At 72.0% G+C, this 19538-nt stretch carries 17 protein-coding genes; 3 read left to right on the forward strand and 14 right to left on the reverse strand.

The features are described from left to right. Positions 1 to 7: 7 nt before the first annotated feature. The 3 genes from QQM67_RS06605 to QQM67_RS06615 form a co-directional block, all read right to left on the reverse strand. The gene (locus QQM67_RS06605; protein ID WP_314172659.1) at positions 8 to 1654 is read right to left on the reverse strand and encodes an FAD-dependent oxidoreductase; all 1647 of its coding nucleotides are present in this window, start codon (positions 1652 to 1654) and stop codon (positions 8 to 10) included. A gap of 119 nt (positions 1655 to 1773) precedes the next feature. Further along, positions 1774 to 2715 carry a TIGR01777 family oxidoreductase gene (locus QQM67_RS06610; protein ID WP_314172660.1) on the reverse strand — a complete coding sequence of 314 codons (942 nt, stop codon included), beginning with the start codon at positions 2713 to 2715 and terminating at the stop codon, positions 1774 to 1776. A 101-nt stretch (positions 2716 to 2816) separates the two neighbouring features. Beyond that, complete coding sequence (locus QQM67_RS06615; protein ID WP_314172998.1) at positions 2817 to 3335, reverse strand: DUF4240 domain-containing protein; 519 nt, start codon at positions 3333 to 3335, stop codon at positions 2817 to 2819. 259 nt (positions 3336 to 3594) lie between these two features. Between QQM67_RS06615 and QQM67_RS06620 the strand changes: the two genes are divergently transcribed. Continuing rightward, positions 3595 to 4521 carry an SDR family oxidoreductase gene (locus QQM67_RS06620; RefSeq protein ID WP_314172661.1) on the forward strand — a complete coding sequence of 309 codons (927 nt, stop codon included), beginning with the start codon at positions 3595 to 3597 and terminating at the stop codon, positions 4519 to 4521. Here the strand turns inward: QQM67_RS06620 and QQM67_RS06625 are convergent. The 8 genes from QQM67_RS06625 to QQM67_RS06660 all read right to left on the reverse strand — a co-directional run bounded on the left by QQM67_RS06625 (position 4512) and on the right by QQM67_RS06660 (position 15296). Further along, positions 4512 to 5594: a helix-turn-helix transcriptional regulator gene (locus tag QQM67_RS06625; protein WP_314172662.1), complete on the reverse strand. Its 1083-nt coding sequence runs from the start codon at positions 5592 to 5594 to the stop codon at positions 4512 to 4514. The genes QQM67_RS06620 and QQM67_RS06625 overlap by 10 nt on opposite strands. 80 nt (positions 5595 to 5674) lie before the next feature. After that, positions 5675 to 8410 (reverse strand): pyruvate dehydrogenase (acetyl-transferring), homodimeric type, encoded by a 2736-nt coding sequence (gene aceE, locus QQM67_RS06630; protein WP_314172663.1) that lies wholly within the window; start codon positions 8408 to 8410, stop codon positions 5675 to 5677. A gap of 817 nt (positions 8411 to 9227) precedes the next feature. Beyond that, a complete protein-coding gene (locus tag QQM67_RS06635) occupies positions 9228 to 10097 on the reverse strand; it encodes an amidohydrolase family protein (protein WP_314172664.1) in 870 nt (289 codons plus the stop codon). 41 nt (positions 10098 to 10138) lie between these two features. Next, positions 10139 to 11614 (reverse strand): acyl-CoA synthetase, encoded by a 1476-nt coding sequence (locus QQM67_RS06640; protein WP_314172665.1) that lies wholly within the window; start codon positions 11612 to 11614, stop codon positions 10139 to 10141. Between the two features lie 3 nt (positions 11615 to 11617). Then, positions 11618 to 12949: an MFS transporter gene (locus QQM67_RS06645; RefSeq protein WP_314172666.1), complete on the reverse strand. Its 1332-nt coding sequence runs from the start codon at positions 12947 to 12949 to the stop codon at positions 11618 to 11620. Between the two features lie 48 nt (positions 12950 to 12997). Beyond that, complete coding sequence (locus QQM67_RS06650) at positions 12998 to 13456, reverse strand: MaoC family dehydratase (protein WP_314172667.1); 459 nt, start codon at positions 13454 to 13456, stop codon at positions 12998 to 13000. After that, positions 13453 to 14358 (reverse strand): amidohydrolase family protein, encoded by a 906-nt coding sequence (locus tag QQM67_RS06655; RefSeq protein WP_314172999.1) that lies wholly within the window; start codon positions 14356 to 14358, stop codon positions 13453 to 13455. The genes QQM67_RS06650 and QQM67_RS06655 overlap by 4 nt, the downstream gene beginning before the upstream one ends. A 20-nt stretch (positions 14359 to 14378) precedes the next feature. Continuing rightward, complete coding sequence (locus QQM67_RS06660; RefSeq protein WP_314172668.1) at positions 14379 to 15296, reverse strand: SDR family oxidoreductase; 918 nt, start codon at positions 15294 to 15296, stop codon at positions 14379 to 14381. A gap of 181 nt (positions 15297 to 15477) precedes the next feature. Here QQM67_RS06660 and QQM67_RS06665 point away from each other — a divergent pair, with 181 nt between their 5' ends. Together QQM67_RS06665 and QQM67_RS06670 are read left to right on the forward strand one after the other, a co-directional pair. Then, positions 15478 to 16422 (forward strand): PaaX family transcriptional regulator, encoded by a 945-nt coding sequence (locus tag QQM67_RS06665; protein ID WP_314172669.1) that lies wholly within the window; start codon positions 15478 to 15480, stop codon positions 16420 to 16422. A gap of 119 nt (positions 16423 to 16541) precedes the next feature. After that, positions 16542 to 17126 (forward strand): Uma2 family endonuclease, encoded by a 585-nt coding sequence (locus QQM67_RS06670; protein ID WP_314172670.1) that lies wholly within the window; start codon positions 16542 to 16544, stop codon positions 17124 to 17126. A gap of 11 nt (positions 17127 to 17137) precedes the next feature. Here QQM67_RS06670 and QQM67_RS06675 read toward each other — a convergent pair whose 3' ends face one another. From QQM67_RS06675 to QQM67_RS06685, 3 genes are all read right to left on the reverse strand, one after another. Next, positions 17138 to 17785 (reverse strand): GntR family transcriptional regulator, encoded by a 648-nt coding sequence (locus tag QQM67_RS06675; RefSeq protein WP_314173000.1) that lies wholly within the window; start codon positions 17783 to 17785, stop codon positions 17138 to 17140. A 232-nt stretch (positions 17786 to 18017) separates the two neighbouring features. Next, complete coding sequence (locus QQM67_RS06680; RefSeq protein ID WP_314173001.1) at positions 18018 to 18536, reverse strand: AAA family ATPase; 519 nt, start codon at positions 18534 to 18536, stop codon at positions 18018 to 18020. 50 nt (positions 18537 to 18586) lie between these two features. Then, positions 18587 to 19240 (reverse strand): DUF6461 domain-containing protein, encoded by a 654-nt coding sequence (locus QQM67_RS06685; protein ID WP_314172671.1) that lies wholly within the window; start codon positions 19238 to 19240, stop codon positions 18587 to 18589. Between the last annotated feature and the right edge of the window lie 298 nt (positions 19241 to 19538).

Genomic DNA, 19538 nt, shown 5'->3' on the forward strand with positions numbered 1-19538 from the left:
GCGCCCTTCAGGCGGCCGTCGTGAGCGGTCCTCCGGCCGTGGGCAGCGGCAGCCCGAAGTCGCGCAGCACCTCGTGTGCGGCCCGCCGTCCCGAGACGAGCGCGCCCTGAGCCGTACTGGTGTCGCGGTGCTCGCCGCACACGTACAGACCCTGGAGCACCCGCACCGGGCGCCGCAGATCGTGCGGAGCCGGCATCGCCGGCACGGCCTGCGCGTCGTGGTGTGCGGCGAGCAGGCTCCAGCGCCCGGCCGGCACCCCGTGCAGCGTGGCCAACTGCGCGCGGGAGGCGGCCTCCAGCTCGGCGAGGGGCTCACCCGCCGCCGCGCCCAGCACGACGGACGTGACGAGGCCCGCGCGCCCGGGCCGTGCCCGCCCGGGATCGATCGCCGAGGCCGCCCACGAGTGCGACACGGGGCCCTGCCGGGCCGCGTCCCCGTCGACCAGTAGCGAGGGCGACAGCGGCTGCGTCTCCTCGACCGCGTGGTGCAGGACGGTCAAGGGGTGGAAGTCCGGCACCCGCAGCCCGGGAAGCAGCTCGCCCGCGTCGGCCGCGCCCGTGGCGACGACGACGGCGCGGCATGCCAGGGTGCCGTGGTCGCGGGTGGTCACGGCGTTCGTCGTGACGGACTCGGCGGTGACGTCCGTACGGACGGTGCCCTCCGGCAGCGTGGCGGCGAGCTGCTCCGGCACGGACACCATGCCGTCGGCCGGCAGACAGCAGCCGCCCCGTATGAACCCGCGCAGCGTGAGATCGGCGACGCGGCTGGACGTCGTCAGCGCGGGGTCGGAGAGCAGCGCCGACAGCAGCGGACGTACGAGCGAACCCACGGTGCGTGCGGGCAGCCCGCGCGCCGACAGGGCCTGGGCGGCGGGCAGTTCGGTGCGGGTGAGCAGCCGGTCGGACGGTACGGCCGCGAAGCGGGCCAGCGCGCTGCGGAGCCGCGCGAGGTCGAGGGCGCCGGTCCTGCCCTGCCTTCTCCCGGCGACGACCCGGCTCGGCTCCTGGCGGGAGACGCCGCGGGCGGCACGGCTGCGGGCGCTGGTGAGAGCGCGCGCCGTGGTGAGTGCGCTCCTCGTGCGCCGGTCGATGCGGTCGGTGCGTACGGTGCGTGACGCTGCCTCCGCATGAGGGGGCCGCGGGACGCCCGGCGGCGCCGGCCGGGAGGCGAGGCCCAGGGGGAGGCGTCCCATGGTGCGGCGCAGGTCGCCTATCCGGTGCGTACGGCCGTCGGCGCGCAGCAGCGCGCCCGGAGCGAAGGGATGCAGCTCCAGCGCGGCGAGCGCGGGAAGCCGACGGAACTCGGGCCAGTCGGGGCAGAGCAGCCGCCCAGAGCGGTCCAGCAGATAGCCGTCGACCTCCTCCGTGGCCATCCGGCCGCCCACCCGCGAGGTCGTCTCCAGCACGGTGACGCGCAGGCCCGCGTCCGTGAGGTGGTGTGCGGCGGCGAGGCCCGCGAGGCCCGCGCCGATGACGACGACGTCGGCGTCGGGGGTGTGTATGGGGCCGGAGCGTGCTGTCTCGCTGGAGCGCACGATGCCTCCCGTGGTCGGCGCGCGGTGCAGGGCCGTCCTGCCTCCGTACTGCCCGGACCGGCGCTGGTGAACCGTGAGGATCCGGACTCTACGCAGCTGCCCGGTTGCGGTCAGTGGCACACGGGCAGAGCACGGTCGCACAGCGGTCGCACACCGCTCTCGATCGGGCCGGCGGCACGGCACGCGGGCCGTTCCCGGGCGGCACGCACCCGGGCAGGCCCTAAGGCCCGGCCGTCCCGTCAGCGCAATGCGGCGCGTACCGCGTCTTCGACGCCGGGAAACGCGAAGCTGAAGCCCGACTCCAGAAGCCGCGTGGGCAGGACGCGCTGGCTGCCCAGCACGTCCTTGGAGAACTCGCCCAGCGCGGCGCGCAGCACCGGCGCCGGTACGGGCAGCAGCGCCGGCCGGTGCAGGACGCGGCCCATCGCCGCGGCGGCCTCCCGGTTGGTGACCGGCTCGGGGGCGGTGAGGTTGAACGGGCCCGACAGATCGTCCCGGTCCAGGAGATGACGCAGCGCGGCGATGTGGTCGTGCAGCGCGATATGGCTCCAGTACTGGTCGCCGCTGCCCAGCCGCCCGCCGAGGCCCGCCTTGAAGATGCGGAACAAGGGGCCCCACGCGCCGCCCTCACGGGCGACGACCAGGCCGGTGCGGGCGAAGACCGTACGGATGCCGGCCTCCGACGCCGCGGCCGCCGCCTCCTCCCACTCCACGCAGAGGTTCGCGAGGAAGTCGTCGCCGGGCGGGGCGCTCTCGTCGACGGCACGGGCGCCGGTGTCGCCGTAGTAGCCGACGGCGGTGCCGACGATCAGGACGCGGGGCGGCTCGTCGAGCGAGGCGAGCGCGTCGGCGACGGCGGCAGTGCCCAGCACACGGCTGTCGCGGATCTCCTTCTTGTACGCGGGCGTCCAGCGCCGGTCCCCGACGCCCGCGCCCGCGAGGTGGACGACGGCCTCGCAGCCTTCGAGACCCGCGGTCTGCACGTACTGGCCCTTCGGGTCCCACACCACCTCCGAGGGCGGCGGGCCGCCGGGCGCCGGGGCGCGGCCCGCGCTCTCGTAGCGCCGCGCGTCCTGCGAGGCCCGCCGCACGAGACGGACGATGTCGTGGCCGTCCGCGCGCAGGGAGCGGGTGAGAGCCGTGCCGATGAGGCCGGAGGAACCGGAGACCGCGATACGCATGGGGCCATCCTGCCGTCTGCGGAGGCGCTGCTGAAGCGCCGCGCGCGTCATGGATGTTGGGGCGCCGCCGGCCGAGGACGGAGGAGGAGCGGCGGAGGGACTCAGCCGCGGAAGCGGTCCCAGAGCTTGGGGAGACGCTCGGCGAGGGCGGCGTCGTCCTCCAGGTTGAGGGACACGCCGACCGGGTCCTCGGGCGGCTCGGGCAGGCCGAGGTCGGGCATCACGGTGCCGGTGAGCTGCTCGTACGCCTCGTCGGCGGCGTAGCCGAGATCCTCGGCGTCGCCGTCCAGTTCCTCGTCGAAGCCCTCCAGCACGTCGGCGAGCGAGTCGGCGTCGTGCGCCGCGCTCTCGAAGACCTCGCGGCCCTGACCGATCAGCCAGCAGCGGAACGCGTCGAACGCGTCGTCGCTCACGCCGTCCAGCAGAATCCACGCCGCGGCCCACAAGTCCCACTGGTTGGCGCGGTTGTAGCGGGACTCGAAGTGCCGGGCGAAGAACGTCACGGCGTCCGGATCGAGCCGCGTCAGCCGCTCGATGAGCAGGTCGGCCTGCTCCTCGGGGTCGCCCTCGGCGTCCTCGCGGGTCGAATCGATCAGCGCCCAGAACTCGGTCTCGTCCATCACGAACACAGCATCCGCCTTGTACCCGCCAGACGCACGCGGACTCCCTCGGATGCCGCCTTGTCGTTACCGGGGCGCGTCAAGGTCTCAATGTGCGGTTGCTGTGACCATCCCATGTATCACCCGTGGCGATCGCACTCGGCGACCGCATGCGCGAACCCACGGAAAGCCCGACAAGGGATGTCCGGTATCCGTGCGAGCGTGCTCCGCGTACGCCGGCACCCGGGCGGCGGCAGCGAGCGGTACGGAGGGAGACAGCGTGAGCACAGCAGGGGCACTGGCGGGCAAGGTGGTGCTGGTCGCCGGAGCGACGCGCGGAGCGGGCCGGGCCATGGCCGTGGAGCTGGGAAGAGCCGGCGCCACCGTCTATGTGACGGGCCGCACCACGCGCGAGCGAGCCAGCGAGATCGGGCGCACGAGCGAGACCGTCGAGGGCACCGCCGAACTCGTCGGCGAGGCGGGCGGCGAGGGAATCGCCGTGCCCACCGACCACTTGGAGCCGGAGCAGGTACGCGATCTGGTCGAGCGGATCGACAGAGAACAGGGCCGCCTGGACGTCCTCGTCAACGACATCTGGGGCGGCGACCACCTCGTCCAGTGGGACAAGAAGATGTGGGAGCACGACCTGGAGCAGGGCCTGCGCGTCCTCCGGCTGGGGGTGGAGAGCCACATCGTCACCAGCCGGTACGCGATCCCGCTCCTCATCCGCAGCCCCGGCGGGCTGGTCGTCGAAGTCACGGACGGGACCGAGGAGTTCAACGGCCCGCGGTACCGCAAGCCCTTCTACTACGACCTGGCCAAGTACGGCCCGCTGCGCATGGCGCGCGCACTGGCCGAGGAGCTGCCGGAGTACGGCGCGAGCGCAGTGTGCCTCACCCCGGGCTGGCTGCGCTCCGAGTTCATGCTCGACACGGCGTTCAAGGTCACCGAGGAGAACTGGCTCGAAGGCACCGCCCAGAACCCGCACTTCGCGATCTCCGAGTCGCCCGTCTTCGTCGGGCGCGCCGTCACGGCTCTCGCCGCCGACCCGGACGTGAGCCGGTTCAACGGGCGCTCGCTCTCCAGCGGCGGACTCGCGCAGGAGTACGGCTTCACCGACACCGACGGCTCGTCCCCCGACGCGTGGCGGTACATCACCGAGGTCGAGGAGGCGGGCAAGCCCGCCGACGTGACCGGTTACCGCTGAGGCGCGTCCTCCGCACCGCCGGGTCCGTAGCGGGACGCCATGCGGCGCGCCGCGTCCGCGAACCGGGCGCGCAGCGCGGCCGGTTGGAGCACTTCGCACTCGGGGCCGAGGGAGAGGAGCTGGCTGTAGGCGACGTCGAGTGACTCGACGGCGAGGACGACGGTGACGCGGTCGTCCCCGCCGTCGGGCCGCGCCTCCTCACGGCCTTCGCCGCCGGCGCCGCCCGCGTCCGGCGGACTGGCCTTTGCCAGCGCCTCCTCCGCGGCCCGGCGGTCGGTCGCGTGCCGCAGCCTCCGCGCTCCCGCCGGTGTCAGCCGCAGCACCACCTCGTCCCGCAGGATCGACTGCGCGAACGCCGCCGAGCGCTCCTCCCAGAAGGCCGGCAGGTCGAACTCCTCGTCCCGCACGAAGCGTTCACCCGTCTCCTCGACGCCGGTGACCCTGTCGACCCGGTACACCCGCCGGTCGCCGCCGTCGACGACGCGGGCCGCCAAGTACCAGACGCCCGCCTTGAGTACGAGGCCGTACGGCTCCAACTCCCTCTCCCTGGGCCTTGCGGCCCGGGAGGTACCCCCAACCTCCGCCCCCGGGCGCCGGTAGCGCATCCGCACCGTACGGTCGTCCCATACCGCCTCCGCCAGCGCGGGCAGCTGCTCCGGCGGTTCCTCCGGGGGATGCCACCAGCCGGGCGCGTCGAGGTGGAAGCGCTGCGCCGCCGAGCGGTGGGCGTCGCTCAGCTCGGGCAGCAGCGCCGCGGAGACCTTCAGCCGGGCCGCCGACGCGGCGTCCGCGAGGCCCATGTCCTGTAGCGCACGCGGCACTCCGGACAGGAACAGCGCCTCCGCCTCGCTGCGGCCGATCCCGGTCAGCCGCGTGCGGTATCCGCCGACGAGGCGGTAGCCGCCGCTGCGTCCGCGGTCCGCGTACACGGGCACCCCGGCCTCCGACAGGGCCAGCACGTCACGGGTGACCGTACGTTCGGAGACCTCCAGCTCAGCCGCGAGCTCGGCCCCGGTCATGGCACGGCGCGTCTGGAGCAGAAGCACCATCTTGATCAGCCGGGCCGCGCGCATGCCGGCATTCTGCCGCCGCGCCGGTACGGCGGTGAACCACTGTGGCGCACCGCCACGGCGGACCGGCCTCCGGCGGGCGGTCAGCCGAGCCCGTAGGCCTCCGCCGCCCGCCGCACCGTCTCGTGCTTGACCTCGCCCCGCCGCGCCAGCTGCGCGAGCGCCGCGACGACCACCGACTCGGCGTCGACCCCGAAGTGGCGGCGCACCGCCTCACGGGTGCCGGAGAGCCCGAAGCCGTCCGTGCCGAGCGACGTCCAGTCCTGCGGCACCCACTGGCTGATCTGGTCCGGGACGGCCCGCATCCAGTCGCTGACCGCGAGCACCGGCCCGGGCGCGTCCTCCAGCACGCGTGTCACATACGGGACGCGCTCCTCGCCGCGCAGCTGCGCGGCGTCGCACTCCAGGGCGTCCCGGCGCAGCTCGCTCCAGGACGTCGCCGACCAGACGTCCGCGGTGACGCCCCACTCCTCGGCCAGCATCCGCTGCGCGTCCAGTGCCCAGTGGATGGCCGTGCCGCTGGCGAGCAGCTGGATACGGGGCGTTCCGGCCTCGCTCTCTCCGCCCGGGTCTCCGGCCGGGGAACTCGGGCCTTCGCCCTCACTGAAGCGGTAGAGGCCCTTGAGGATGCCCTCCTCGACGCCGTCGCCCGCGGGCTGCGGAGGCTGCGCCTTCGGCTCGTTGTAGACGGTGAGGTAGTAGAAGACGTCCTCGTTACGGGACGGGTCCGGGCCGTACATGCGGCGCAGCCCCTCCTTGACGATGGCGCCGACCTCGTAGGCGAACGCCGGGTCGTAGGTGACGACGGCCGGGTTGGTGGAGGCCAGCAGCGGCGAGTGGCCGTCGGCGTGCTGGAGCCCCTCGCCGGTCATCGTCGTACGGCCCGCGGTGGCGCCGATGACGAAGCCGCGGCCCAACTGGTCGGCCAGCGACCAGAACTGGTCGCCGGTGCGCTGGAAGCCGAACATCGAGTAGAAGATGTAGAAGGGGATCATGGGCTCGCCGTGCGTCGCGTACGACGTCGCCGCCGCGGTGAAGTCGGCGAGCGAACCGGCCTCCGTGATGCCCTCGTTGAGGATCTGACCGTCCGACGCCTCCTTGTAGTACAGGAGCTGGTCGCGGTCGACGGGGTCGTAGTTCTGGCCGAGCGGTGAGTAGATGCCGGCCGACGGGAAGAGGGACTCCATCCCGAACGTGCGTGCCTCGTCGGGCACCACCGGCACCCACCGCCTGCCGGTCTCCTTCTCCCGCATCAGGTCCTTGACCAGCCGTACGAACGCCATGGTCGTGGCGATCTCCTGGCTGCCGGAGCCCTTCTTCAGCGTCTCGAAGGGCTTCGCCGACGGCTCGGGCAGGGCGACGGGGTGCACCTTGCGGGCCGGTGCCGGACCGCCGAGGGCGGCGCGGCGCTCCTGGAGGTAGCGCACCTCGGGGGAGTCCTCGCCCGGGTGCACGTACGGCACCAGCTCGTCGTCCAACGTGCTGTCCGGGATGGGGAGTCGGAGGAGGTCGCGCATCGCGCGGAACTCCTTGCCGGTCAGCTTCTTCATCTGGTGGTTGGCGTTGCGGGACTCGAAGCCCGGGCCCAGCGTCCAGCCCTTCACCGTCTGCGCCAGGATCACGGTCGGCGCGCCCTTGTGCTCGACGGCGGCCTTGTACGCGGCGTACACCTTGCGCGGCTCGTGGCCCGCGCGGGAGGTCTGGAAGCAGGCGGCGATCTTCTCGTCCGGCAGCAGCTTCGCCATCTCGCGCAGGGCCGGGTCGGCGCCGAAGAAGTGGTCGCGGATGTAGGCGGCGTCGCGGGTCGCGTACGTCTGGAACTGCGCGTCCGGCACCTCGCGAAGCCGCCGCACCAGGGCACCGGTGACGTCGAGCTGGAACAGCTCGTCCCAGGCGGCGCCCCACAGCGACTTGACCACGTTCCAGCCTGCGGCCCGGAACTGGGCCTCCAGCTCCTGCACGATCTTGAAGTTGGCCCGTACGGGGCCGTCCAGCCGCTGGAGGTTGCAGTTCACGACGAACGTGAGGTTGTCGAGCTGCTCGCGGCCCGCGAGGGCGAGGGCGGCCGTCGACTCCGGCTCGTCCATCTCGCCGTCCCCGAGGAAGGCCCACACGTGGGAGGCGGAGGTGTCCTTGATGCCGCGGTTCGTCAGGTAGCGGTTGAAGCGCGCCTGGTAGACGGCGTTGATGGGGCCGATGCCCATGGAGACGGTGGGGAACTCCCACAGCCAGGGGAGGCGGCGCGGGTGCGGGTAGGAGGGAAGGCCGCGGCCCTCGCCTGGGGCTCCTCCGGTCTCCTGGCGGAAGCGGTCGAGGTCGGCCTCGGTGAGGCGGCCGTCGAGGAAGGCGCGGGCGTAGATGCCGGGTGAGGCGTGGCCCTGGATGTAGAGCTGGTCGCCGGAGCCGCCCGAGGCGGGGTCCTCCTTGCCGCGGAAGAAGTGCTGGAAGCCCGTCTCGTAGAGCCACGCGGCGCTGGCGAACGTCGCTATGTGGCCGCCGAGGCCGTAGCGGCTGCCGCGGGTCACCATCGCGGCGGCGTTCCAGCGGTTCCAGGCGGTGATGCGGGACTCCATCTCCAGGTCGCCCGGGAAGTCCGGCTCGGCGGCGGTCGGGACGGTGTTGACGTAGTCCGTCTCCAGCGGGCGCAGGCCGCCGTCGGGAAGGTGATCCAGGGCCCGCCGCATGAGGTATGCGGCGCGCTCGGGGCCGGCATGCGCGATGACGGCGTCCAGGGACTCCCGCCACTCGGCGGTCTCCTGCGGGTCGCGGTCCAGGAGCTGGTCGAGCTCGCTCGGACGGTTGCGTACGGGACGGGGCATGGTGGCCACCTTCCGGACGGGACGGACGGGACGGACGGGACGGACGGGAAGGCGGTGCGACGGAGGGGATGGAACGCGGTGGTTCCGGGCCGGGACGCGGGGGCGTCCCGGGTGCAGGGCCTCCGCGGGACGCGATGAGCCGGCCTCCCGCGCGGGGCCCTGCGGGTGCGGGTCTCTCCTGAATGGCAGGACAGGGTCGGCCCAGCGGTTCGACTGTACGCCTGCGATCGATGATCGATCAAAGCCTCCCTTGAAATTGGCATTCCGTGCCTCGGAAGTCGGCACGCGGTGTCGCTCGCAGGCGGCGGATCGGATCCGGGTTCGGGTGCGTGGCCGCTCCGGGGGCGGGGCCTGCGGGGTGACCGCCCCGGACGGCATGATTTACGGCCGCCGCCGCACCGAGCGGACTCGTCGAGCTCTGCGTGGGCCGCAAATCACGCTTGAGTGTCCGGGGATCGGCCACCCCTCCGACCCCACCCCCTCCCACCGTCCCCGGCTGCCGCGCCGTCGTTTCACGGGTCGCTTCCGTATGTTGTCGTCCTTCGGCAGGGACGGGGAGACGGGGCGCAGACGCCGACGAGGGGGAGGGGCGGGGCCGGAGGCGCGGTTGTGACGGGACACTCAAGCGTGATTTGCGGCCCGCTCCGCAGAGGGTTCGAAGACTGCTCCAGGGGCGACGGCCGTAAATCATGCCGTCCCGGAGCGGCCGCGCCGGAGGCCCCGTCCCGGCGGACACGGACACGCGGCCGCGCCGGAGGCCCCGCCCCGGTCAGGCCACCCAGCGCACGCGCCCCGCGCCCCGGGGGCCGCGCATCGCTCAAATCCCGAACAGCCGCGCCGCGTTGTCGTGGCAGACCGCCCGGAGCCAGTCCGGCCCCAGGCCCGTCGAGTCGAGCGCCTGGAGCGCGTCCGCGTACGTGTACGGGATGTTCGGGAAGTCCGTGCCGAGCAGGACGCGGTCCTGGAGAGCCGCCAGGCGCGGCAGCGCGCGGCGCGGGAAGGGGGACGAGGCCTCGACGAACGGCGTGAAGGCCATGGTCGTGTCCAGCATGACCTTCTCGTACCGTTCGGCGAGGCCGAGGAAGTCCTCGTACTCCGGCATGCCCAAGTGCGCGACGATCAACGGCAGTTGAGGATTGCGGGCGAGCAGCGTCGCGATCGGCCCGGGCCCGGTGAAGGGCCCGGGGGCGGGACCCGAGCCGCAGTGCGTCACGACGGGCACGTCCGCCTCGGCGAGGAGACCCCAGACCTCCTTGAGCGCCGGGTCGTTGGGGTCGTAGGCGCCGACCTGGAGGTGGCTCTTGAAGACCCGGGCGCCCTGGTCGAGCGCCCTGCGTACGTCGTCCGCAGCGGAGGGCTCGGCGAAGAACGTCGCCGTGTGCAGGCAGTCCGGGGTGCGGGCGGCGAAGTCGGCCGCCCAGTCGTTGAGCCAACGCGCCATGCCCGGCTTGTGCGGATACAGCATGGACGTGAACGCCCTGACGCCGAACTCCCGCAGCAGCCGGAGGCGTTGCTCCTCCTCGTGCCGGTACTCGATCGGCCAGGGCCGCCCGAGGAGCGGGCCGCCCGCGTCGAAGTACGCCCATACCTTGGCCAGTACGCGCTGCGGCATGAAGTGGGTGTGGACATCGATGAGGGACTCCAGGCCCAGCTTCTCGCGGAACGCCGCCACGTCCGGTGCGGGCATGCTCACCTCCTTGTCGTCCCGGGCACTCGCCGGACAGGAGATCACGGGAGGGGCAGGTCGCGCAGCTTCTGCTTCTGCACCTTTCCCGAGCCCGTGCGCGGCAGCGAGTCCACTTCGTCGAAGTGGGCGGGGATCTTGTACTTCGCGAGGCGGCCGGCGAGGAACGAGCGCAGGGCGTCGGGGGAGGTGTGCGCGCCGGGGCGGAGGGTGAAGAACGCGCGGCCCACCTGGCCCCACTTCTCGTGCGGCACGCCGACGACGGCACAGCCCGCGACCGCGGGGTGTTCGAAGAGGACGGCCTCGATCTCGGCCGGGTAGACGTTCTCGCCGCCCGAGATGTACATGTCCTTGACCCGGTCGACGATGGTGACGTAACCGTCCTCGTCGCGCGTCGCGATGTCCCCGGAGTGGAACCATCCGCCCTCGGAGAAGGCGGCGGCCGTCGCCTCGGGGTCGTTCCAGTAGCCGGGCGTGACGTTGGGGCCCTGGATGAGGACCTCGCCCCTCTCGCCCGGTTCGACGTCCGTCAAGTCGGGCCGTACGAGGCGCACATCGGCGAAGAAGACCGGCAGGCCCGCCGAGCCTGCCCGCTCGACGCTCTCGGCGGTTTCGAGCCACGTCGCACCCGGCGAGGTCTCGGTGAGCCCGTAGCCCTGGCAGAAGACCAGCCCCCGTTCCTGGTACGTACGGATCAGGGTCTCGGGAATCGGCGCGCCGCCGGACATGAGGGTGCGCAACGACGAGAGGTCGGCGCCCGCCCAGCGCGGGGACTGGGCGAAGGCGGCGAACATCGTCGTCACGCCGAACATCCAGGTGATGCGGTGCTCCGCGATGAGGTCGTAGCAGGCGTCGACGTCCCACTTCGGCATGATCACGCTGCGGCCGCCCTTGAGGAACGTCGGCAGGAGGGTCTGGTTGAGCGCGGCGACGTGGAAGAGGGGGGCGTTGATCAGCGTCACCTCGTCCGAGGCGATGTCGAGGCCGACCATCAGATTGAGGGTGTTCCAGATGACGTTGGCGTGTGTGAGCACGGCGCCCTTGGGCCTGCCCGTGGTCCCCGAGGTGTAGAGGATGAAGGCGGGGTCGTCACGCGAAACGGGGGTGTCGACGCGGGACGGGTCGCCGGCGGCGAGCCATGCGTCGTAGTCGTCGAGTGCCACGACGGTACGGGGCCTCGCCGGGGCCGCGCCGGTGGCGTCGACGAGCACGGACGCCCCCGAGTGGCCCAGGACGTAGTCGAGTTCGGGGCCCGCCAGACGGAAGTTGAGGGGCACGAAGACGCCGCCGAGCATGTGCGTGGCGAACATCGTCTCGGCGAAAGACGGGTGGTTCGGGCCGAGATAGGCGACCCGGTCGCCCGGCTGCACGCCCGCGTCCCGCAGCTGTGACGCCAGCCGGGTGCTGCGCTCGTACACCCCGGCATAGGTGAGGTGCGTGCCCTCGTGGACGAACGCCGTGCGGCCGGGCGAGAGTTGGGCCCTGCGCAATGGCCACGATCCGATGCCCTGGTTCTGCATTCCTCAACTCCTCGCCAGGGGACGGGACTTCTCGGCGAGGTCCTGGTCGCGGGTCTCGGACAGCAGCAGGACGCCCGCGACGGTCAGCGCGCAGCAGGCGGCGACGACCACGGAGACCGGGAGGGTTCCACCGCCGCCGGCCGCGCGCTGCATCTCGGCGAAGAGCAGCGGGGCCAGGCCCGCGCCGAGCCCGGCGAGCTGGTAGCCCAGCGAGGCGCCGGTGTAGCGGCTGCGGGTGCTGAACAGCTCGGCGTACAGCGCCGCGAGCGGCCCGTACATCATCGGGTGGATCACGGACTGCCCCAGAATCAGCGCGGTCGTCAGCAGCAGTGCGCTGCCCGCGTCCACCATCGGGAAGAGGGCGAAGGCGAAGACGCCCATGAGGGCCGCCCCGGCAAGGACGACGGGCCGCCGGCCCACCCGGTCGGAGAGCGCCGACCAGCCGACGATCGCGGGAACGGCGAGCGCGGAGGAGAGGGTGAGCGCGTTGAGCACCGTCTGCCGGGGGTGGCCGCCCTGGACGCCGTAGGCGATGAGGAACGTCGTGAGCGTCCCCTGCGCGACGAACGCCGAGAGCCCGACCGCGACGGCGAGCAGCAGGCTGCGCGGATGGTGCCGCAGGACGCGGAGAAGGGGCGCTCCGCCGTCGCGCTCCGCGCGTGACGCCGCGAAGACGGGCGTCTCCTCGACCCGCAGCCGTACGAACAGGCCGACGGCCAGCAGCACGATGCTCAGCAGGAACGGGATGCGCCATCCCCAGGCCAGGAAGGCCTCCTCGCCGACGACGGCACCGGTCCCGGTCAGCGCCGCGGTGGACAGGACCATCCCGGAGGGCGCACCGGCGTTGGTGAAGCTCGTCCACAGCCCGCGCCGCGACGTGGCGTGCTCGGCGGACATCAGCACCGCGCCGCCCCACTCGCCGCCGACCGCGACGCCCTGGAGGACGCGGAGCAGCACGAGCATGACCGCCGCCCAGCTGCCCACCTGCTCGTACGTCGGGAGCACCCCGATGAGGAAGCTGACGGTGCCCATCAAGGTCATCGTCATCACGAGCATGCGCTTGCGGCCGAGCCGGTCCCCGAAGTGCCCGAACACGACGCCGCCGAGGGGACGGGCCAGATATCCGGCGGCGAAGGTGCCGAAGCTGGCGACCGTGCCGGCCAGCGGGTCCAGGTCGGTGAAGAAGACCTTGCTGAAGACGACGGCGGAGGCCGTGGCGTACAGGAGGAAGTCGTAGTACTCGATCACGCTGCCGAGGAAGCTGGAGGTGACCGCGCGGCGCAACTGGGTGCCGCCGCCGGGGGATCGGGTGTGTGCTGATGCGGTGCCGGCCATGACTGGCCTCCCGTGTCGGTGAGTTGCGGGGGAGCGTGAGCCCGTGGCTCAGGGGTAGTGCCGGTAGAGGGCCTGGCCCACACACGCGGGCTTGTCCGAACCGTCGTTCTCGACGGTGAAGTCGAGCTCCATCTGGACCCCGCCTCCGGACACCTCCACCACGGAGCCGACCTTGCCCGTCAGGCGGATCCTGCTGCCGACGGGTACGGGGCTGGGGAAACGCACCTTGCCCAGCCCGTAGTTGACGCTCATCGAGACGCCGCTGATCTCCAGCAGCTGTGTGAAGAGCGGGATGACGAGGGACAGCGTCAGATATCCGTGCGCGATGGTGCCGCCGAACGGGCCGGCCGCGGCGGCCGCCGGATCGACGTGGATCCACTGGTGGTCGTCGGTCGCGTCGGCGAACGTGCCGACCCGGTCCTGTGTGATCTCCAGCCAGTCGCTGCTGCCCAAGTCCCTGCCGCTGAGGGCCTTCAGCTCCTCCACTCCGTGAACTGTGGTGGTCACTCGCTCTCTCCTTCGGTCGTGCCGGCGGGCGCCTGCTTGGTGAGCCCGAGCAGCCGTGCCGCGTTCTCCTTGAGGATCTTGGGGCGGACTTCGGGCTTGATCTCGAGCTTGTCGAAGTCGGAGAGCCAGCGGTCCGGCGTGATGACCGGGTAGTCCGAGCCGAAGAGGACCTTGTCCTTGAGCAGGCTGTTGGCGTAGCGCACGAGTTGGGGCGGGAAGTACTTGGGCGACCAGCCGGACAGATCGATGTGCACGTACGGCTTGTGCGTGGCGACGGACAGCGCCTCGTCCTGCCACGGGAAGGAAGGGTGGGCGAGGATGATGCGCAACTCCGGGAAATCCACGGCGACTTCGTCGATCAGCATCGGGTTGCTGTACTTCAGCCGGATTCCGCCGCCGCCCGGGACGCCGGCGCCGATGCCGGTCTGGCCGGTGTGGAAGAGGGCGGGGAGGCCCGACTCCTCGATCGCCTCGTAGAGCGGGTAGGCCATCCGGTCGTCCGGGGCGAACCCCTGGATGCTGGGGTGGAACTTGAAGCCCCGCACGCCGTATTCGGTGACGAGCCTGCGCGCCTCCCGTACTCCCGCCCTGCCCTTCCAGGGGTCCACGCTGGCGAAGGGAATCAGGACGTCGGAGTGCCGGGCGCAGGTCTCGGCGATCTCCTCGTTGGAGATGCGGGGGTGCCCGGTGGCGTGTTCCGCGTCGACGGTGAAGACCACGGCGGCCATCTGCCGTTCGCGGTAGTAGTCCGCCATCTCGTCGATGGTGGGCTGCCGTTCGGTGTGCGACTTGAAGTATTCGGCGGAGGCACCGAAGAGTTCGGGGCTGAGCGAGCCGTGGCCGCCGGCCGAGACCTCGGCATGGGTGTGCACGTCGATGGCCGTCAACGCGTCGCTGTCGATGGTGAGTTCGTAGGCGCCGCTCACGCTCGCTCCTGAGGTACCTGGGGTGCGGGGATGCCGTACGTCTCCGGCCGGGAGCCGATTCCCGACGCCCATGAGCCGGCGATCGCGTCCGCGCTCCAGCCGCCGTCGGCGTAGGCCGCGGCCTTCTCCTGCGGGTGCGACCACAGCGCGAGCCGGTCGCCGCCGATGCCGATCGCCTGGCCCGTCACGTCTCGCGCCGCGTCGGAGGCGAGGAAGACGACGAGCGGCGCGGCGTCCTCCACCGTCCCGAACCCCTCGTCCCTGCGGAGCCATTCGGGCAGCGGGGCCCCGGTCCTCTCGGCCTCCTCGATGACGGGCGCGAAGGCGGGGATCGTCTTCGTCATCTCCGTGGCGGCGACGGGCACGACCGCGTTCGCCGTGATGCCCGCGCGCGCCAGCTCCATCGCCCATGTACGGGCCATGGCGACGATGCCCGCCTTGGCTGCCGCGTAGTTGGTCTGCCCGAAGTTGCCGCGCTGCCCGGCGGGGGAGGAGACCAGGATCAGCCGCCCGCCGCCGCCCTGCTCCCGCATCTGTACGGCGGCGGCGCGGGCGCAGGTGAAGGTGCCGCGCAGATGCACGTCCACGACGGCGTCGAAGTCCTCGTCCGACATCTTCCACAGCACCTTGTCCCGCAGGACGCCGGCGTTGGTGACCATCACGTCGAGCCGCCCGAACTCCGCGACGGCCTTGCCGACGAGTGCGTCCGCGGCCGCCGTCCCGCCCACCGCCGCGACCACGGACACCGCACGGCCGCCCGCACGCGTGATCTTCTCGACGGCCGCTTCGGCGGCAGCGGCGTCGACGTCGTTGACCACGACGGACGCTCCCGCGGCGGCCAGCGCCTCCGCGTAGGCGAGGCCGAGGCCCCGGCCGCTGCCGGTCACGACGGCTGCTTTCCCGGACAGGTCCATGCACGTGCCCTTCTCGGTGATTGCGTCACGGCGATCGCGGCTCGGTGGTCGCAACTTGCTGATTGCGACTTGACGATCGCGTCACGGTGACTGCGTCCGTTCGGCAAGGAAAGTACGGCTGTTCTGAGACGTCCGTCAATAATGTGCACAACATTGGCTTCCAGGAGCTAGTCTCGTCCGCGTGACACGCAGCAGCGACGACCCTGTAGACACGGCGGACCGGGACCGGGACCGGGACCGGGACCGGGACCGGGAGCAGGAGCAGGAGCAGGAGCAGGAGCAGGAGCATGGCCCGGCCCGGGAGACGGCCCGCGGAGGCTCGGCCCGTCCGCAGTCCCTCATGCTCAGCTTCTTCGGCATCCACGTCCTCGGACGCGGCGCGGGCGTCTACTCCGGCAGCATCATCGACGTCTTCGCCCGCGCCGGCGTCGGCGAGGAGGCCGTGCGCTCGACGCTCGCCCGCATGGCCAAGCGGCAGCTGTTGGTGCGCCACCGCCGGGGACGGAAGGTCTACTTCGGCCTCAGCCCGCACGCCGAGGAGGTGCTCCAGGACGGGCACCGCCGCATCTGGGAGAAAGGCGCCGTCAACCGCGACTGGGACGGCACCTGGACACTCGTCGGCTTCTCCCTGCCCGACAGCCGCCGCCGCGAGCGGCACGACCTGCGCTCACGGCTCATATGGGAAGGCTTCGGACCGCTGCAGAGCGGACTGTGGATAGCGCCGGGCGAGAAGGACGCCGCCGCGATCCTCGCGCCGCTCGGCCTGGAGAAGCACGTCACCGTGCTGAAGGCACAGGCGTTCAAGCCGACCGAGGCCGCCGACCTCGTACGCAAGGCCTTCGACACGTCCGGAATCGCCGACGGATACCGGGACTTCCTCCGCCGCTGGGACACCGCGCCCCGGTCCCCGCTGCCGTCCGCGCCCGACGACCTGGCCCGGCAACTGATGCTGCACACCGACTGGCTCGGGCTCGTCCGCCAGGACCCGCACCTTCCGGCGGAACAACTGCCGCCGGACTGGCCCGCGATCAGGGCGGAGACCTGCTTCCGCACGCTGGCCCGCACCTACGAGCCGGTCGCGGCCCGCCTCGCCGACGACGTACTGGACGTCCTGCCGCTCACGTGAATCACACAGCCGCTCGCGGCCGACGAGAGCGGTCACTCGCCTGAGTGATCCCTTCGGGACGGGGCACCGGCCCGTTCCGTTCCCGCTGATACTGGCCTCCGCCTGAAAGGGGGTACACCATGACGGTTATGGCCGAGCACACGTCTCAGATGCAGGTCGAGGAGTTCGAGGAGATCGCCTCCAAAGCACCCGAGACCGTCATGTTGGAGTTCATCGACGGACGGATCGGGGTCAAGCGTATGCCGGACGGGGACCACGCGACGATCACTATGTGGTTGATCCGGCAGTGCATCCAGGCCCGGCCCGATCTGGACCTGCACCCGGAACAGGGCCTGAAGGTCGGGCCGTACCGCAAGGGCCGCGCCCGGGCCGACGGTGTTCTTGCTCCGGTGGCTCACTTGGCCGGCCAGGGGGAATGGGCGGATCCGAGCGGCGTCCTGATGGTGGTGGAGGTGACCTCCTATGACGAGGACACAGACCGCCGGGACCCCTTCGAGAAGCCGTCGGCCTATGCGGCCGCGGGAATCCCGGTCTATCTGCTGATCGATCGCGACTCCTGCACGGTCATCGTGCACAGCGGACCGGACCGGGAAGGGGCTCGCTACCGGGACGTCCACACCTCTCGCTTCGGTGAGAAGGTGAAGGTCCCCGAGCCTGTCGGCATCGAGCTGGATACGGAGATCCTGAAGAGCTACGTGCGCTAGGTGGCCGGGGCTCAGGCTCCGGCCGCGGCCCCGGCTCCGCCGTCGCTGCGGGGGGCGGGCGCGCAGCCCAGGACGTGGGCCTTGACCAGTTCGGCGATGCGGGGATCGCGGCGGCCGAAGGCCTCCATGACCGCCTCGTGCTCCTCCGCGTACGACTGCTGGACCGTGCCCAGCCAGCGGATCGACAGGGCCGTCCAGACCTCGATGCCCAGCGACTCCCAGGTGTGCAGCAGCACGCTGTTGCCCGAGGCCCGCACCAGCTCCCGGTGGAAGGCGACCGTGTGCCGCACCTGCGCCTCGCCGTCGCCCGCGCGGTCCGCCTCGTACAGCGCCGCCACGTGCGGCCGCAGCGCCGACGCGTCGCCCGCCAGCCGCGGTGCGGCCAGCTCCGCCGCGATCTGCTCCAGCCCGGCGCGCACCGGGTAGATCTCCTCCAGGTCCGCCGCCGACAACTCCCGTACCCGTACGCCCTTGTTCGTCGCCGACTCGATCAGCCGCAGCGCCTCCAGCTCCCGCAGCGCCTCCCGCACCGGCGTCTGGCTGACCTCCAGCTCCACGGCGATCCGCCGCTCCACGATCCGCTCCCCGGGCTTCCAGCGGCCGCTAACGATGCCGTCCACGATGTGCTCGCGGATCTGCTCGCGCAGCGAGTGGGCCAGCGGCGGCCGCGACGGGGAGGGGGCCGGGGCGGCAGGCCTGGAGGGGGCCCGGGAAGGGGCCGGGGAGGGTGTCGGGGAGGAAGGTGAAGTCACAGGCGCGGCATCCTTGGTCGGGGGCTCGGACCGCTCGGGGACGGTGACTCCGACGATACGGCCCCGCAGGTTACGGCCGCGTCCCGAGGGCGGTGACAGCCCGGCGAAGCCGCGATCGAGGTCCCCGCCGCGGGCGCCGCTACCCGGCCCAGCCGGTGGCGGCCACCACCTCGCGGGCTATGTCCACCACGGACCGGCCGTCGGTCCGCACCCGCACCGTGTCCGCGGGCGCCTGCTCGTCCAGCAGCCGCGCCTTGCGGATGCTGCTGCGCAGCCCGTCCGCCAGCTCCGAGCCGCGCTCGCGCTCCGTGAGCCGCTCGCGGGCCGTGCCGTCGGACGCGGTCAGCAGGACGCGGACGATCCGTACGTCCTCGCCCATCGCGCGCCGGAAGACGGGCTCCGTCTCGGGCATGACGCTGAGGGTGTTGGTGTAGATCAGGCGGCTGTATCCGAGCTCCGCGTAGTTGGCCCACAGCGCGGTGAGGTTGCGCTCGACGATGCCCGTACGGTCCGGGTCGCCCTCCGGCGCGGGATGGACCTGCCCCATGAAGTCGCCCTCGACGATGGCGTGTGCGACGTCTGCCGCACGCAGCTGCGCCGAAACCTCCCACCCCACGGCCGACTTGCCGGCCCCGGCGCGGCCACCGATGAGGAGCACCTCCGCCGGTACGGGCCGGCTGCGCCCGGCCTCCGGGGGCGTTGCCCGGCTCAGGCCGTCGCGGCCCACACGTCCCTCACGTCCCAGACGTCCCTCACATCGCCGACGAGCATCGGCCGCTCCAGCGTGCCGGGCGTGAACGGCACACCCGTGATCCCGGCCGCCAGCGCGAACGTCATCGCCATGGGCTCGTCGAGGCACATCTCCTCGTGCTCCGGATCGAAGCCGATCTCCCGTATCAGGGAGTTCAGCCCGTCCGGGTCGCTGCCGTGCCGGTAGCTCGGGACGTGCGGGTTGAAGCCCGTGACGATGTTCCCGTCGACCGCGTGGACGAAGCTGTGCTCCGCGTAGTCGTGGCGCGTGACGGCGACCATCTCGCAGCCGAGCGAGAGCCCGTCCGTCACGTCGGGCAGCGTGGCCTCCCAGCCCCACAGTTCCAGCGCCACACTCCACTCGCCCTCCTTGCGGACGGCGACGTAGCCCCCTCCGTCTCCGCCGTCGCTCTCCGAGAGGAACCCCGCGACCCTGTCGCGGAGTTCACCGAAGCTCATCCGCCGCCGCCTCCTGGGAGACACGGCGCCGAAGCGGCGCAGCACCTCGCCGGGGTCGAGGCCGCGGAAGAAGGACACGCTGAAGATCCCGCCCAGCGGGCACTCGTTCTCGTCGGCGTCCAGCCAGCGGAACCGTTCCAGGGAATCGGACATGATCCTGCCTCCTCCATTGGAACGGCATGCTCGCATCCGGCACTGACAACGCCGCCTCCGGGCATCGGCCGGGCATCGGCGAAGGGCGCCGGGCGCCCCAACTCACCGTCCTGACCTGCGTGTTGTGTCCTCGGCTTCATCACGCTGGCCGCAGCGGGGGCTCCTCGGTCAGAGTCCTTCGCGTACAGGGCGTACCTCCGTCCTGTTTACCGGGGGAGGCAGCAGGACGGCCAGGGACCGCGATCCGGCCGTCCCTGTTGCCGGGGCGGCCGTCGGCCGGGAACGGCAAGCAACTCCG

The organism is Streptomyces winkii (assembly GCF_032248595.1).
Lineage (GTDB): Bacteria > Actinomycetota > Actinomycetes > Streptomycetales > Streptomycetaceae > Streptomyces > Streptomyces winkii.

What these genes read in the sequence shown, in the direction of transcription:
- QQM67_RS06610 (WP_314172660.1), bottom strand. Translation starts at nt 2,715, where the DNA reads ATGCGTATCGCGGTCTCCGGTTCCTCCGGCCTCATCGGCACGGCTCTC.
- QQM67_RS06615 (WP_314172998.1), bottom strand. Translation starts at nt 3,335, where the DNA reads ATGGACGAGACCGAGTTCTGGGCGCTGATCGATTCGACCCGCGAGGAC.
- QQM67_RS06625 (WP_314172662.1), bottom strand. Translation starts at nt 5,594, where the DNA reads ATGCGCGCGGCCCGGCTGATCAAGATGGTGCTTCTGCTCCAGACGCGC.
- aceE (WP_314172663.1), bottom strand. Translation starts at nt 8,410, where the DNA reads ATGCCCCGTCCCGTACGCAACCGTCCGAGCGAGCTCGACCAGCTCCTG.
- QQM67_RS06635 (WP_314172664.1), bottom strand. Translation starts at nt 10,097, where the DNA reads ATGCCCGCACCGGACGTGGCGGCGTTCCGCGAGAAGCTGGGCCTGGAG.
- QQM67_RS06640 (WP_314172665.1), bottom strand. Translation starts at nt 11,614, where the DNA reads ATGCAGAACCAGGGCATCGGATCGTGGCCATTGCGCAGGGCCCAACTC.
- QQM67_RS06645 (WP_314172666.1), bottom strand. Translation starts at nt 12,949, where the DNA reads ATGGCCGGCACCGCATCAGCACACACCCGATCCCCCGGCGGCGGCACC.
- QQM67_RS06660 (WP_314172668.1), bottom strand. Translation starts at nt 15,296, where the DNA reads ATGGACCTGTCCGGGAAAGCAGCCGTCGTGACCGGCAGCGGCCGGGGC.
- QQM67_RS06670 (WP_314172670.1), top strand. Translation starts at nt 16,542, where the DNA reads ATGACGGTTATGGCCGAGCACACGTCTCAGATGCAGGTCGAGGAGTTC.
- QQM67_RS06685 (WP_314172671.1), bottom strand. Translation starts at nt 19,240, where the DNA reads ATGTCCGATTCCCTGGAACGGTTCCGCTGGCTGGACGCCGACGAGAAC.